This is a genomic window from Gimesia sp. (assembly GCF_040219335.1).
GTDB lineage: Bacteria > Planctomycetota > Planctomycetia > Planctomycetales > Planctomycetaceae > Gimesia.
Window position 1 is genome coordinate 158125 of sequence record NZ_JAVJSQ010000005.1, and the last position, 14817, is coordinate 172941.

Annotated in this window: 9 protein-coding genes; 6 read left to right on the plus strand and 3 right to left on the minus strand. The window is 56.7% G+C overall.

The features are described from left to right. Positions 1 to 112: 112 nt before the first annotated feature. Together RID21_RS04730 and RID21_RS04735 are read right to left on the minus strand one after the other, a co-directional pair. Positions 113 to 1183, minus strand: a complete 1071-nt coding sequence (locus RID21_RS04730) for a hypothetical protein (RefSeq protein ID WP_350187409.1) — start codon at positions 1181 to 1183, stop codon at positions 113 to 115. 26 nt (positions 1184 to 1209) lie between these two features. Then, on the minus strand, positions 1210 to 1923 hold the full coding sequence (locus RID21_RS04735) for a FadR/GntR family transcriptional regulator (RefSeq protein ID WP_350187410.1): 714 nt from the start codon (positions 1921 to 1923) through the stop codon (positions 1210 to 1212). 100 nt (positions 1924 to 2023) lie between these two features. On the opposite strand from RID21_RS04735, the gene RID21_RS04740 reads away from it, so the two are divergent. Both RID21_RS04740 and RID21_RS04745 read left to right on the plus strand, forming a co-directional pair. Next, positions 2024 to 3904 (plus strand): FAD-dependent oxidoreductase, encoded by a 1881-nt coding sequence (locus tag RID21_RS04740; RefSeq protein ID WP_350187411.1) that lies wholly within the window; start codon positions 2024 to 2026, stop codon positions 3902 to 3904. Between the two features lie 350 nt (positions 3905 to 4254). Continuing rightward, on the plus strand, positions 4255 to 5097 hold the full coding sequence (locus RID21_RS04745) for an alpha/beta hydrolase (protein ID WP_350187412.1): 843 nt from the start codon (positions 4255 to 4257) through the stop codon (positions 5095 to 5097). A 289-nt stretch (positions 5098 to 5386) separates the two neighbouring features. Here RID21_RS04745 and RID21_RS04750 read toward each other — a convergent pair whose 3' ends face one another. After that, positions 5387 to 6049 (minus strand): hypothetical protein, encoded by a 663-nt coding sequence (locus RID21_RS04750; RefSeq protein WP_350187413.1) that lies wholly within the window; start codon positions 6047 to 6049, stop codon positions 5387 to 5389. Between the two features lie 144 nt (positions 6050 to 6193). Here RID21_RS04750 and RID21_RS04755 point away from each other — a divergent pair, with 144 nt between their 5' ends. The 4 genes from RID21_RS04755 to RID21_RS04770 all read left to right on the plus strand — a co-directional run bounded on the left by RID21_RS04755 (position 6194) and on the right by RID21_RS04770 (position 14817). Beyond that, positions 6194 to 8503, plus strand: a complete 2310-nt coding sequence (locus RID21_RS04755; protein WP_350187414.1) for an SGNH/GDSL hydrolase family protein — start codon at positions 6194 to 6196, stop codon at positions 8501 to 8503. 920 nt (positions 8504 to 9423) lie between these two features. Beyond that, positions 9424 to 9954, plus strand: a complete 531-nt coding sequence (locus tag RID21_RS04760; RefSeq protein ID WP_350187415.1) for a sigma-70 family RNA polymerase sigma factor — start codon at positions 9424 to 9426, stop codon at positions 9952 to 9954. Continuing rightward, the gene (locus RID21_RS04765; protein WP_350187416.1) at positions 9951 to 11705 is read left to right on the plus strand and encodes a FecR domain-containing protein; all 1755 of its coding nucleotides are present in this window, start codon (positions 9951 to 9953) and stop codon (positions 11703 to 11705) included. The genes RID21_RS04760 and RID21_RS04765 overlap by 4 nt, the downstream gene beginning before the upstream one ends. A 34-nt stretch (positions 11706 to 11739) precedes the next feature. Beyond that, the gene (locus tag RID21_RS04770) at positions 11740 to 14817 is read left to right on the plus strand and encodes a PSD1 and planctomycete cytochrome C domain-containing protein (RefSeq protein ID WP_350187417.1); all 3078 of its coding nucleotides are present in this window, start codon (positions 11740 to 11742) and stop codon (positions 14815 to 14817) included.

Genomic DNA, 14817 nt, shown 5'->3' on the forward strand with positions numbered 1-14817 from the left:
AAGCTGGGAGTCCCTGATCGACTTCAGGCAGGATGCGGACAGGGAAAGCGCGGACCGGCCGACACTTTCCCTGTTGTGCATTGTAACGCAGATAGATCTGGAGCATCAATAATTATTTCTTCAGCCACAGATCGGCCATGTAGATGGCGGTGATCGTTTTGCCGTCCTTGTCTTTTTCATGGCTGGAGTACCAGGAAATTACGGCATGATCCGGCGAGAGGACCAATATGCCCGGATACGAGTTGTCGCCGCCACTGGGGAGCGTGGCGAATTCGTGCAGCTGATTGTCTATGAACCAGTAGAGCGAAGTGACATACTTGCCGTCCTTGCGCTGACGTCCGCCGACGAGGTAACGGTCGCCCCATTTGGCGAGCAGGGGGCCGCCGATGTAGCGGTCGAGCTGTTTACGGTCCCAGTGGTCGAAGGGAGGTCGGGAACGCATGACCCAGGCGGGGTTGGATCCGCTGCGACCGATGGCCAGCAGGTCGCCGTTCTTTTCGAACAGGAAGGCGGTTTCGTCGCCCTGGCGTTCGTTGAACAGGCTGGCGGTTTTCCAGACCAGGCCGTCGTCACTTTCCAGGATGGCGGTTTCGATCAGTTCGCGTCCCTGGTCATCTTTGGCGAAGTGACGGATGCGGCGTCCGCAGAGATAAGCTTTGCCGTCATAGGCGGCGGCCCGCCAGATGTAATGGCCGTAGGTGCCTTCCAGCATGATCGGTTTCGACCACTCTTTACCGTCGGCCGACCAGACGGCGTAGCCCAGGTGTTCGTTGATGGTGCGGGTTTTGGGAGCGGAGTCGCCACAGTACCAGGTGCCGGTATAGACGAAGAGTTTGTCTTTGAAGATCAGGAAGTGCGGATCGCGGACATCGCGTTTGGGGACGGAGAATTCATCGACCTGTTTCCAGGTTTTGGTGTCGTCGCTCTGCATGATCAGAATGCGGGAGGTCGGAAACAGCATGTGGCCGCCCGGGCAGGTGCGGAAGGTGAGGTAGTACTTGCCTTTGAATTCGATCATGTCGGTGAAGGCATTGTGTTCGCCGTTATCGAAGACCTGGCGGACATTGGTGACTTCCACGGCGGGCAGATCATTATCACTGCCTGCAGACAGTGATGCAGGGGAATTTAGAAGACTGCCGAGCAGGGCCAGGATGGTCAGGAATGAGGGGGCGAGTTGCTGCATGTTGTCGAACCTCGTCAGAAAAAGTTTCAGGTGGTTTCCGGTGGTGTGAGTAACAGGTATTTCAGATGCGAACGCAGTACGGAGCGGGCCCGTTCGACATCGCGGTCTTTGATGGCGTCGACCAGTTCAAAGTGCTGCCAGATGATGCGCTGGTTGATTTCCTCGGCCAGCACGGGGGTTTCCCGGGCGGGGTAGGAATTTTCAAACAGGGTCGCCAGCAGTTTCTGCATGTCGGCAATGATCGGAGAGCCGGACATTTCCAGGATCAGTCCGTGGAACTGACGCTCGACCTCGATGCGTTGGGGCCGGTCTTCGGGAGTGCCGGCGGTCTGCTGGAATTCTTCGGCGAGTGCCGCCAGTTGTGTGATCTGTTCCTCGCTGGCATTTTTGATGGCCAGTTCAATCGCACCCACCTCCAGGGCGTAACGGAAATGGGCCAGGTCGGCCAGTTTTTCCGGTGACCGCGCCAGCGAGGGGAGGCAGTTGGCCCAGACTTCGACCGGGTCGGGGTGGCGGACAATCAACCCTTTCCGCTTGCGGCCTTCGAGCAGACCCAGGGCACAGAGCCGATTGACGGCTTCGCGGGCAATCCGCCGGGAGACGTTGTATTCTTCAGCCAGTTCGGCTTCGGTAAGAAAGAAATCGCCGTCGGTGAACTCGGCGGACTGGATGCGATGCCGAATACGTTCGGAGAGATCCAGAGCCAGTGAGTTGGGCGATTCTTTGTTGATAAGTGTCATTACAGTGTCTAGTTTTGGGGGAAAAATCTTGAATAATGACAATTGGCGATTATTATATGACATTTAATGGGCGTGTCAAATTCAAAGGATGAAATTTACGATGTCGATACTGGAACCGCATTTTCTGGAGACTGAGATCCTCGTGGCCGGGGGAGGCATGGCGGGGTGCTGCTGTGCGATTGCCGCGGCGCGATGTGGGGCACGCGTGATTCTCTGCCAGGATCGCGGGGTGCTGGGGGGGAATGCATCGAGCGAAGTGCGGATGCATATTGTCGGAGCGAACGGCACGGGGCACTTTGATCGGGGAGCGGAACTGGAGACGGAAGCCCGCGAAGGAGGGATCATCGAAGAGTTGCGGCTGGAGAACTGTGTGCGGAATCCGCAGCGGTCGGCGTCGATGTTTGATCTGATTCTGTATGAGAAGTGCCGGGCCGAAGCGAATCTGACGTTGCTGCTGAATACCTGTGTGACCGGTGTGCGGCTGGAAGGGGAGCGGATCACGCAGGCGATCGCCGAACGGCAGAGTACGGAAGACCGCTTTACGATTGATGCGTCGATTTTCATCGACTGTACCGGCGATGGTCGTCTGGCGGCGGAAGCCGGGGCGCTGTTCATGGAGGGCCGCGAAGGGCAGGATGATTACCGGGAAACGCTGGCTCCCGTTAAGGCGGACAACGAGCGGCTGGGATCGACCATTCTGATGCAGGCCCGAAAACATACGCGGCCGATGCCGTTTGTGGCTTCCGACTGGGCACGCCGATTCACCAAGGATGAACTCAAGCTGCGACTGTATGCGACGCCGGGTGAAGAGGAGCCGACGCACGAGTACGGATACTGGTGGGCCGAGTGGGGTGGCACGCTGGATACGATCAAGGAGAATGAAACGATCCGCGACGAACTGCTGTCGATTGTGCTGGGGATCTGGGATCACGTAAAGAACGGACCGCCGGGCACACCAGCGGGGGACGATCCTTTCGAGGCGGCTCACTGGGCGCTGGACTGGTTCGGTTTTCTGCCGGGCAAGCGGGAGAGTCGACGGTTCATCGGACAGCATGTGTTGACGGAGCAGGACCTGCTTGCGTCGCGTGACTTTCCGGATGCGATTGCCTATGGCGGCTGGTCACTGGATCTGCACCCTCCCGCAGGAATCGATGCGGCGGAGGAGGAGCCGTGCCGACAGCATCCGGTGCCGCACTTATATAATGTGCCGCTGACGGCCTGTGTTTCGGGGAATCGGAGTAACCTGATGTTTGCGGGTCGGAATCTTTCCGCGACGCACGTGGCGTTTTCGTCGACCCGTGTGATGGCGACCTGCGCGGTGATCGGGCAGGGAGTGGGGACGGCGGCGGCGTGCGCGGTGCACCGAAAGTTGAGTCCCGCGGAGCTGAGTTCCCATACCGAGATAATGTTAGAGATTCAGCAGCGGTTGTTACGCGATGATGCGTACCTGGTGGGGATTCGCAGTGCAGATGAGAATGACCTCGCGCGGTCGGCCCGGATTTCTGCCAGCAGTGAGCAGCCGGGATTCGGGGCGACGGAAGTGGTTTCGGGGCAGACACGGAGTGTGCAGGGAGAACGGGGCGCACCGCCCGAGCGGGCTCTGCCGGGCGGTCATCGCTGGATGTCGGATCCGGCTGCGGGACTACCGGCGACGCTGCTGCTGGAGTGGGAGACGCCGATCACGGTGCGTGAGGTTCAGCTGATTTTTGATACGGGCCTGCATCGGCATCTGACACTGAGTCAGCATGACGGATATACGTCGCGGATGTTGTGGGGACAGGCGCAGCCGGAAACGGTGCGGGCTTATGCGATTGAGGTGTTTGACGGGCATGACTGGCAGACCGTAGTGACTGTGGAAGGGAACTGGCAGCGCCGCCGGTTGCATCAGGTCGATGTGGCAGGAGTGTCTCAACTGCGGCTGGTGATAACGGGGACGAACGGTGCGGAGCAGGCACGGGTATGTGAGATCAGGGTGTATTGAATTGGGAATTCAAGATACGATTTTTACTACCACGAAAGACACGAAAAGCACGAAATGGGTCTTGTGTAAGTGCTGGCGAGATAAAGTGGGTACGAATTTAAGAAAACCGAACCGTGGGTGGTATCGGATGTAATCCGATATTGCCGGAGGCAACAGGAGGTCGCAGTGTGCGTGTGGTGCGTGGATGTGCCTTTTATAGGGGATGGAGTTGGTAGCTCTGTAGTGAATTGATCTGGTGAGCTGGGACCTCCTGCTCGCTGCGCTCGGCCCGAATTACATTCGGGCTTACCCATGATGTTTTAATAACTCAGGAAAATATGATGATATCGGGACGGTGCTTGAACAGACTGATGCGAGCTGGTCTGGTGGTGGGAGTCTGGTTGTCTGTTTCTGTAGTGAAGGCCGCAGAGCTGGAAACAGCAGAACTCTATCCGCGGATTGAAGTGGTTTCGTTTGAGAGTACGAGTCTCAAACAGCGGAAGCGGGCTGTGATAGTGCTGCCGGAAAACTGGCGGTCGATCAAACCTGCGGAGCGGCGGACGCTGGTCATTCTGCATGGGCGGGGGCGGCATGAGCGGTCGCTGGTGGATGACAAAGTGATTCGTCAGCAGCTGCTGGATTCAGGACTGTTTGTGATTCTGCCGGACGGCGATGACGGCTGGTACATCAATTCATCCGTACGCAAACAGGATGTGTACGAGACGTACCTGGAAGAGGTGCTGACGAAGATGGCGAACGCGTATGACCTGCCCGAACAGGGGGCGCAGTGGGCGATCGCGGGCTGGTCGATGGGCGGGTATGGCTGTGTGCGGTTTGCCGAACGGCATCCTGGTCGGTTTGCGGCGGTGAGTTCAATGATCGGGCTGCTCGATTTTCCCCGCAATGGTCTGCCGGCGGGACAGTCTTACAAAGTGCCCGTGGAGCGGTTTGGTGCTGATGAAGTTGAATGGAACAAGTTCAATCCGTTGAATCAGGCGGAGAAACTGCGCGGGGTATCGCTGTTGATTATCACCGCGGACCAGGCGTTTGACCGGACGATGAACGAGCATTTTCGTGACCGGCTGACTGCGCTGGAGATTCCTCACCAATATGTGGAGCTCAAAGGGGGGCACACGTTTCCCGTGGTGCGGGCGGCGATTCCGCTGGTTCTGGCGCATACGCAACGCGTGCTACTACGGAAGACGCGAAATTGATGCTGCCGCGAAAGACACGGAATTTTTTCTACCACGAAAGGCACGAAAGACACGAAAAAATTGCTGGTGTGGGGAGATCAATAAAAGAGTATTCCATGGGTGGTATCGGATGTAATCCGATATTGCCGCAGGCAACAGGAGGTCGCAGTGAATGCGATCTGTAGAGTGCGTGTTCCTCAAGCTCTTTTGATCAGCCAAGTGGGTTACTCTGTTGTGAATTGATCTCGTGAGCTGGGACCTCCTGCTCGCTGCGCTCGGCCCGAATTGTATTCGGGCGCACCCGTCATGTTTAAAAATCATCATCATCCCGTCTCAGGTTCCGGTTACGGTACCAGAGTCCGATAGCGAAGATTGCTATCACGATCACAAAGAAAAATTTGAGGAGGTTAGTGAAAAGCTTGTAGGGCTTTTTTCTGGTTTCGGGGATGGGCGGTTTATACGAAGACTCTGGCGTTTGTGATTCTCCAATGAATTCGAACGCGTCAAAGATCAGGTTGCGATTTTCTTTGTCGTCTAACTGATCACCGGGAAGGTTCAGGAATAGTGTGTAGATCTTTTGATGGGCAGCAAAAGTACGCGCAACAGTAAAGGAGTCCTCAGCCTTGATTTTTAGTAAATATTGATAACAGGGGACATCTTTAAAGACGATGAGTTTTCCACTCATGAATTTGACGGGATCTTCTTCCCGATAGGAGTTACGGATCTGAGCGATTGTGGAATCGTCGAGTTTTGCATCGTCCGGAGCATCCCGCGCTAAAAGCACCAGACTGATACCGGTGCCGTTCCTGCACTCAGCCAGAAAATTCGGAGGCAGTTCCTTCTCAGACCAGGTGAAAAAAGGATCTGGCAGCCTCAGACGACAGGAATAAGCGGGGAATTCTTTGACCCCAGGCGTTGTGTCCGGCTCTAACTGAAGAACAAAACAGGAGATTGCGGCGAGTGTATAGAGCATGATCTGCTTTCAGAAGTTTTTTTCTGATCCTACATAACTGGTTTTGAGTTCGAAACAGAAATCAGTATAAGATAAGAGAAGTTTTATTGATTGAGTCACTCAAATTCAGTTCCAACCTTGTATCCCCTGCCTGTGAGTCCTGCCGTGAAAAAGATTGCTGTGTTATTTGCCTTTGTTTTGCTCTGTCTCCCTCCAGTGCTGGTGGTGGCCGATAATGTTTTGCCGATGATTAATCTGTTGCAGAATCCCGGGTTTCAGTTACGCAAGACCGCTGATCCGGAACCGGGGCGTTCGATACTCTGCTGGAATACGGATCGCTGGGTGGATGTGATCGGCGGAACGGCAGAGGACAAATCCAATCTCAACACATCAGCGAAAGCGGTGGAGATTCTGCCGGGTAAACGGATCTGGCAGTTTGCGACGCTGCCGGAACTGGGGCTCAAGGGCGGGAATGCAGTCAGTCTGTCAGTCAACGGGTATCAGGAACAGAGCGGGGCACTCAAGGCGCGGCTCTGTCTGATGCTGATTGAAAGTGCCGACGGGCAGTGGTCGCCGGCGGACTTCGGAATGCCCGACAAGCGGACGTTTGCGAAGCACGGGCGAGGAGAGCTCGTACGCTCGCCGCAGTTGGAGGCTTCGTCTGAGGAGACGCAAAAAGAATTTCAGTTGCAGTTAAACGGACTCAAGATCGATCCCCGGTTTAAAGAACAGCGCGAATCGGATGCTGCGTTTCGCAATGTGGTGGGCGTGCTGGTCGAGTTTGTGAATGATTCTGACAAGCGGGTCTGGATTCAGTCTCCCGCACTGGTCAAAGGGGAGACTGCCGCGAAGACAGCACCGACCACGTCCCGCGCACTGCCCGAACTGTATCAGAAGATTCCCCGCACGATGCAGAAGCTGAGTACGGGACAGCCGATTTCGATCCTGACGCTGGGGTCGAGCATCGACCGGGGGAGTGCCAATCCGCGGCTCTATTTTTATGACGAAGATCCCGCGAGCCCGCACTATAAGGAACCGCTGATCGAAGCCCGACCGGGTACGCCGGCCGCGATGAAACGGCTTATCGCAGAGCGGATGGGACGGCCCGATCTGCAGGATTATGTGGGCTGGTCGCAGCACTATTTCATGTATACGGGACGGCTGCGACAGGAACTGCTGCGGAAGTATCATTATCCTGTCGACAGGATGCTGCTCAACGTAATGGCCTGCGATGGATCGTCGATTGGCGAATCGCACAGCGGCTTCAAAGCTTATGCGGAACTGGAACTGTCGCCCAACCCGAATGAGAACGGGCACCCGACCGGGAAGTCCTGGCAGGAACTGTATCCGGCGCTGTTTGAAAACGGAAACAAGCCGGGACCGGACCTGGTGATCTTCGGGCACGGGCATAACGAGCATATCGACCGACCGGATGAAATCGCCGCCTATGAAGGAGCGATCCGCTGGTTTCAACGTCATTATCCCGGCGTCGAGTTTGTCTCCTGCATGTGGATTCGGGATAAAGGCTCTGCCAATTCGATGACGGAGCCGATGCAGGAGCTGTGCGCCTATTACGAAATTCCGTTCGTGGACATGGGGCAGTTGATCATCGATCTCAAAGCGACGACCAATTATTATGCGATGGCCCCCGATGGCGGGCATCCCGCCGCCGGCAGTCATTACCTGTGGTTCAAACAGCTGGAGCAGGTGTTCGAGATGCCGGCGGAAGCCACACTGCAGGGAGTGCCGCAAAAACAGTTGCCGCCGCGGATGAATGGGTATGCGCGGAACTGGGAAGGGACCATGGTCCGGTTTCAAAAAGACAGCCCGCGGCTTGTAGACGGGCGGATGATGATCCTGGAAGACGCCGCGTTCAATCTGTGGGCGGATAACAAACGGGAGATGATGCAACTGCTGATCGATGGTCAGCCGGCAGAGCATGCGGGGCATGGTCGCCACAGTTTCTCAGTTCCCAATCCGCGGAATTCGACGTTCGTGCATGGACGGCTGACACGCGGGGATCGGCACATCATCGAGATTCCGAATCCGAGTGCACGACTGAGTGTCGTGGATTGTAAGGTGGGATTGAAGCGTCGTTTCTATGGCGCGGATGCGCAGGGCTGGCAGGGGAAGTCTGCGGTAGAGGAGTTCGAATCGATGTGGGGCGCTCCGTATGGGGAAAAGGCGTTCCAACTGCAGCCGGGAGAGACGCTGGAGATTGAAGTGGAGGTGGATGAGCTGTCGATCGCCTGGCTGGATGATCCGGCAGGCGGGACGCTGGTGGCGGAGGTGGACGGCAAGCAGGCCTGGTCACAGCCGACGAATCAGCCGTTTACCGATTCGCAGGAGCGGAACCATTTTATTGAGAACCGTCGCGGCGTGTTGGGGCTGCCGTTCGGGAAGCATCGGATTCGGTTGCAGGCGGAAGGGAAGCCGGTGCGGGTGATTGGGGTGTTTGGTTATGATGGGCGGTAGGGACCACTAAGGGGGCGAAAAATACTACTGCGAAAGGCTTGGGTTTTTTTCTACCACGAAAAGCACGAAAGACACGAAAAGGGTTTCAGGCAGGAGTGCGTGTGAGAAAGTGGGTGGTATCGGATGTAATTCGGTATTGCCGGAGGCAACAGGAAATTGATAATAAATTGAACGACCATTTTTGATTCACGGTATGAAATAATATCAGACCGAGCAGCCCATGAAACGAATGTATAAAATTCGGCTACTGACAATGGAACTCTGTGTGGCATTGCTCTCAATAGTTTTCATCTGGGCTATGTTGTGGGGGTTGTATTATCTATTGATGCTGTGGTATGCGATTATTGATTTCTGCTACTGGATTGGATTCGAATACTTCAGTTTCAGGGTTTGATTTTATGAGGCATCGTGCTGCCGGATCTGATTCCGTGTTGATGCAGACGAAAAGTTGAGCGGGCTCTTCGATTCCTGTGCTCTCAATTGGGGATCACTGTTATGAATTGTTCTCGTGAGCTGTGACCTCTTGCTCGCTGCGCTCGGCACGGATTGCATCCGTGCCCACCCTCTAAGATGCTTGTCTGATCTGGTTCCATTGAGCGGGGAAATGAACTCGTTCGCCGTGAGGCGGGCGGGCACGTGGGCACCGCCCCTACGTTTGAGTTGAGGAGCGGTCTTTCTCAGTTGGGTGGTTTCTCTGTCAGTTTCCTGCTCGCTGCGCTCGGCCCGAATTTTATTCGGGCTTACCCGTTTCTGTTGCGTATGTTCAATCTCTGCAGTGCTTTATGTTCTTTTATGCCTGCTCGGTTTGATGAATAAATATCTTTTTATCAGAAACTGCGTTAGATTGGGGATGGTTGATCTAATGAACTGATACAGGATGTTTTGAATCGACCTGACTTGCGCGCGGAAGGGCCTTTGTTTTGACGAATCGTGATCTGGATGAGGAATATGTGGCGTTGATTGCCGGGAGCCAGCCTGTGTTGCGGGGGCTGCTGGTGGCGCTGATTCGTCGGGCGGCCGATGTGGATGATGTGCTGCAGGAGACGAATACCGTCCTGTGGCGGAAGCGGGATGAGTATGACCCGGAGCGGGTGTTTCTGCCCTGGGCGTGCCGGATTGCTCAGCTGCAGGCGCTGGCCTTTTTCAAGCGGGTGCGGAACGACGGTCAGGCGGTGCTGGAAGAATGGACGCTGGAGCAGATCGCGGCTGCGACGACGCGGCGGGCGATCGAGGCGAAATCGCATACGGAGGCGTTGACGCACTGTATGGAAAAGCTGCCGAGTTCGCATCGACAACTGGTGGAGAGCCGGTATCGGGATGCGGTACCCGTGAATCAGATCGCTGCGGATGAGGGGCGGTCGGCGGATGCGGTTTCGATGACCCTGTATCGCATTCGCAAAACACTGATGGAGTGCATCCAGAAGACGATGGCCCGGGAGGCGCAGACATGAATTCCCCCGACGATGCTTTGCGGAATGAACTGGCGCGGCTGACCAGCCGGTTGATGGCGGATGAGCTGACGACCGATGAGGATGCGCGGCTGACCGAGATATTAAATGATCATCCGGAGCTGATCGAAGAATACACGGACCAGCTGCACCTGGATCAGCTATTGAGCACGAACCTGTATGCGTCGGTGCCGGACGGGATTAGCCTGGAGACGCTGGAAGCGGATGCGGTGACTGAGGACGCGCCTGTGGTGGTGAAAGCCACGGCTGCGGGAGCCGCGGGGAGTGGCTTCGGTTATCTGGCGCAGGTATCTGTGGTCGTCGTGCTGCTGATTCTGGTGGGGAGCTTTGTCTGGTTCCGGGGAAACGGAGAGACGAACTTACCTGAGGAGCCGGTGGTGGTCACTCCCGAACCGCTGATTGAGCTGCCTCGTTATGTGGGGATGCTGCTGGATACAGAGGATGCGGTCTGGGAAGACGAGCAACTGGGGGATGACATCGCTTATGGAACCCGGTTTACCGCGGGGAAGCAGCTGTGGCTGAAATCGGGGATTGCCCGGATTCGCTTTGAAAGCGGGGCGGGCGTGGTGCTGGAAGGTCCCGCACAGATTGAGCTGAATTCGTCCATGAATGCGAAGTTGAACTATGGCAAGCTGGCCGCCTATGTGCCTGACGAAGCGCATGGGTTTACCGTCGATACGCCGAAGATGGAGATTGTCGATCAGGGGACGCGGTTCGGGACGGTCGTCGATCCGCTCGGGAAGGCCGAAGTGCATGTGTTTGAGGGGGAAGTCGATATCAAACCCAAGGCGCAGGCAGAGCAACCCCGTAATCTGAAAGCGAGCCAGGCGGTGCTGTTCACACGCGGGAATGCACAGGGGGCCGACATCCGGGTGACGCCGACCAAGTTTGCAGATGTGCCGACGCCGGAACAGCTGATTGCGGCGAAATCGGGAAACTATCCGCCGTTAGAAGCAGTACCCTTTGAAGCGGAAGCACCCTTCAATGAATTCGCGCTGCTGCACATCAATACGGCATTACCCAAAAACATTCTGGCAGGGGAAGCATTCGAGTACCGAGCGACTTCTTTGTCAGAGCAGACCGGGGGCGTGGGCTTCGGTCATGAGGGCTGGTGGGCTGATCCGAATTTTACGCGGCTGATGGTTCCCGAACAGCGTCTGCAGTGGGGCGCACTGGAGGGGGGACCGATGGTATTGCAATCCCGCGGTCATCATCATGCCTATCCTTCGCTGGCACATCGCATGGCCCGCAAACTGGCAGAACCGCTCACCGAAGACTTCTATTTCAGTCTGCTGGTGAAGTACGAAGGGCTGGACAAGAATGATTTCTTTGCACTCTGGTTCGACGATGTGGCGGGCGGCAAGGGGAGCAGCCATTCGCGGGTGCCCAACTTCGGCTTGAAAGAGAAACAGTTCTTTACCCGTTTCGAGGTGAACAAGGAAGGCTTTTCCAGGGAACTGATCGACGGGGAATGTTTTCTGCTGGTGGGGCGTGTGATGAAAGATCAGTCGTCTGATTTCAATCGCCTGGAATTCTGGGTGAATCCGGACGGTGATCGGAGCGCGAATCCGGATGCCGTGGTGCAGCAGGAAACAGGGGCGAAGCCGTTAAAAGAGATCAACGTCGTGGGAATGCGGATTGGACAGTACACGGAAGTTTCTGATTCCCTGTTCGTGGATCGACTGGTACTGGGGAAGACTTTTGCATCAGTGACACAACCTGTAGAGAATTGAACGCGGATTTTGACTCAAGAGGATTGAAGGCAGGATGATACATCGGGCTCAGACATCGAATCGAGTATACAGGCACCTGGTAACGGCGCTGTTGGTTTGCGGGTTGCTGTTCTGTTCTGCACGAGCGTTTGCCGAGGAAACTCCGCGGCTGGCACACGGGCTGGTCAACCCGCAGATAGATTCCGTGAAACGGGATCAGAAAGGGTTCGGCTGGAACGGGGGGTGGGTGCTTTCGAATCGTCACCCGGCACTGTTTGTGGATGCGAAGCCGAAGCAGGCTTCCGGTTCCGTGATTCAGCATGAGGCGTTGATTCAGGGATCGGTAGAGCGGAACAACCCTTTGCGGAGGGAGTTGAAGGAGACGTACCAGGATCAGGAGCTGTTTCTGCGGTTTCGTTTCCGGTATGCGGCGGATCAGAAGCCGCGCGATGAAGGGGAGTTTTTCGTCTTCTGGCTGGATCGGTATGAGGGTTCGGACAAGGCCGTGCATGCGAATCATGTTCCGAATATCGGCGTGCATATTGCCTCCAGCGGTCCCCAGAAGGGGAAGGTCGTGTTCATGGTGCGGATTGGTTCACAGCAGACGGCCTGGAGTTCGGTGGAACTGGAACGCGACCGGGATTACGTGGTTGTGGGGCGGCTGTCGAAGCCGGAAAAATCGTTGCGGGCCGGGTTCACGCGATTTGATTTGTGGGTGGATCCGAAGCCGGACGAACTGGGTGAGCCGGTGGCATCGACCGTGAATCCACAGAGTGTGAACGCCGTGCGGTGGGTCGGTTTTGCGACCGGTTACAAGACGGAACTGGAAGACCGGATCTACGTGAGTGACCTGGTGCTGAGCCGGACGTGGAACGATGTGCTGGATCTTTCACCCGGGCAGATCCCGAAACTGGCGGGCAAGAAAAAGACGGCGTGGTCGAAGCCGGTGAACTTTGAGAAAGAGATTTACCCGCTGCTCGAGTCGCGGTGTTTCAACTGTCATGCAGGGACGAATCCGGATTCCGGGTATCGGCTGGATGTGCATGAGGAACTGCTGGGCTTCAGTACGGGAGAGACGCTGATTGTGCCGGGGGACAGCGAACAGAGCAAGCTGATCGAACTCGTCTCCACACAGGTGGCGGAAACGCGGATGCCTCCCGTCGATGCGGGCGCGGCTTTGAAGAAAGAGGAGATTGCGAAGCTGCGGGCGTGGATCGACCAGGGGGCGAAGTGGGATTATGCATTGCTGCCAACACCGAAGACGGAATCGGATCACTGGGCGTTTCAACTGGTAAAACGTCCCGAAGTGCCGCAGGTGAAGAGCAGTAAGCCGATTCGGACGGCGGTCGACGCATTCCTGGCGCGGGCCTGGAATAAAGCAGGGATCACGCCGGTTCCCGAAGCGGACCGGGGGACGTTGATCCGTCGGTTGTACCTGGATCTGACGGGGCTGCCGCCGAGTGCGGAGGAGATTGAGGCGTTCGAATATAATACTGATCCCCGGGCGTATGAGAAACTGGTGGAGCGGCTGCTGGCATCTCCCCATTATGGCGAACGCTGGGCGCGATACTGGCTGGATCTGACGCGGTGGGCCGAGAGTCACGGGTATCAGCATGATCTGCCGCGACCTTATGCGTGGCGGTATCGGGATTATGTGATCGAGAGTTTTAATGCAGACAAGCCTTATGATGTATTCCTCAAGGAGCAGCTGGCGGGGGATGAGCTGACGCCTTACGCGGACGAGCATGTGATCGCGACCGGTTTTCTGGCTTCGGCCCGGATCAGCGGGAACAATATGGACAAGGCGGCGCAGCGGAACGATGTGCTGGTGGACATTGTGAATGTGACGAGCAGTGCGCTGCTGGGGCTGACGCTGGAATGTGCCCAGTGTCATAATCATAAGTTCGATCCCTTGACACAGCGGGACTACTATCGGCTGCAGGGATTCTTTGTGAACGGCCAGCTGGGGAATCTGTCGCTCAAAGGGGATGGGCTGCCGAACCCGACCGAAATGAATGTCTGGATGCCGAAAGGTACGTATGATTTTTATCAGCGCGAGGCGAAGAAGCTGATCAACCGCAAGCGATTCGCGCATACGAAGGAGCCGCATACGTGGGGTTATTATTCGCCGTTGACCGGACAGGCAGAGATCGAGCGGCTGCCGGTGGTGAACCGGGACCCGATTCCGTATTCCGCGGAACAGCTGAAGCAGACGAAGTCGCAGATTTTGATTCGCGGGGATGTGCATAAGCGGGGACCGGAAGTGGGCAAGGGCTGGCCGGCGGTACTGGGGGCGACGACGAGTGGTTCGGATCAACTGTCGCGGACGGCACTGGCGGAGTGGCTGACGGATCGGAAGAATCCGCTGGTTTCACGGGTCTGGGTGAACCGGTTATGGCAGTATCACTTCGGGCGGGGACTGGTGGCGACGCCCAGCGATTTTGGCGTGCAGGGGGAACCGCCTTCGCATCCGGAGCTGCTGGACTGGCTGGCCTCGGAGCTGATGGAACAGGGGTGGAGTACGAAGCAGATTCACCGTGAGATTGTGCTGTCTTCCGCGTATCGGCAGCAGCGGTCATTCAACGAAGCGAACCTGAAACGGGACCCGGAGAACCGGCTGCTGTGGAGCTGGCCGCGACGTCGACTGGAAGCGGAAGTGATCCGGGATTCGATTCTGTGTGCGACGGGAGAACTGAAACCGGAGGTAGGGGGACCGAGCGTGCCCCAGGAGCGGGAAGAGCAGGATCTGCGGCGGACGATTTATCTGTTCCAGCGGCGGAGCGAAATGCCGTCGGTGATGGCGATGTTCGATGCGCCGGACAGTGTGACCAGCTGTTCGCGACGGCAGGTCTCAACGGTGGCACTGCAGCCGCTGTTTATGTTGAACAGCCAGTTCATGGATCGGCGGGCGCAGGTGCTGGCGGAGAAGATCACAAAGGATGTAGGCGAGGATCACGGGCAGCAGGTGACTCAAGCGTTTCTGCGTGTGCTGGGACGTAAGCCGAATGCGCAGGAGCGGCTACGGTCGCTGGTCTTCTTTGAAGGTGAAGAGACTGCGGATGCGGCGCCCCGGCGGCTTTCGATGTTGTGTCATGCGTTAATGAATCTCAACGAGTTTATGTATATTCCCTGA